The sequence below is a fragment of the Bacillus sp. mrc49 genome (genome assembly GCF_002803435.1).
This window is the reverse complement of record NZ_PHNG01000316.1, coordinates 1-352: the sequence shown is the minus strand read 5'-3', so window position 1 is coordinate 352 and position 352 is coordinate 1. Positions and strand designations below refer to the sequence as shown.

2 protein-coding genes are annotated in these 352 nt (G+C 40.3%); both read left to right on the top strand.

Annotation, left to right across the window (positions count from 1 at the left end):
* The first annotated feature begins 5 nt into the window (after positions 1-5).
* Positions 6-152 carry an AraC family transcriptional regulator gene (locus CVN76_RS32260; protein ID WP_442857534.1) on the top strand — a complete coding sequence of 49 codons (147 nt, stop codon included), beginning with the start codon at positions 6-8 and terminating at the stop codon, positions 150-152.
* Positions 145-352, top strand: a 208-nt coding sequence (locus CVN76_RS02125; RefSeq protein ID WP_198512436.1) for a hypothetical protein, incomplete at its 3' end; no start/stop codon positions are given. The genes CVN76_RS32260 and CVN76_RS02125, both read left to right, overlap by 8 nt.

Genomic DNA, 352 nt, shown 5'->3' with positions numbered 1-352 from the left:
CCCTACTGCTGATAAAGGACCCTTATCTAAAAATCTATGAAGTGGCTGATATGGTCGGGTATAGTACTCAGCATTACTTTTGCAGTGCCTTCAAGAAGGTGATCGGCATTTCACCGATGGTTTATAAGAGTGGAGTAAAGAGTAATGACTAAAAAAAGGATATATACAAATATAATGATTGGATTAAGCGTCTGTTGCTTACTCCCATTATTGCTTCATTACAAGAATACCGAGAAGGAGGCAAAGGAAGAGAAGGAAGTAGACTATGTCATTGGTGTCTCACAGCCAAACCTTCTTGAACCATGGCAAGTGCTGATGTATGAGGAGTTAACGGAAGAAGCTGCGAAACATC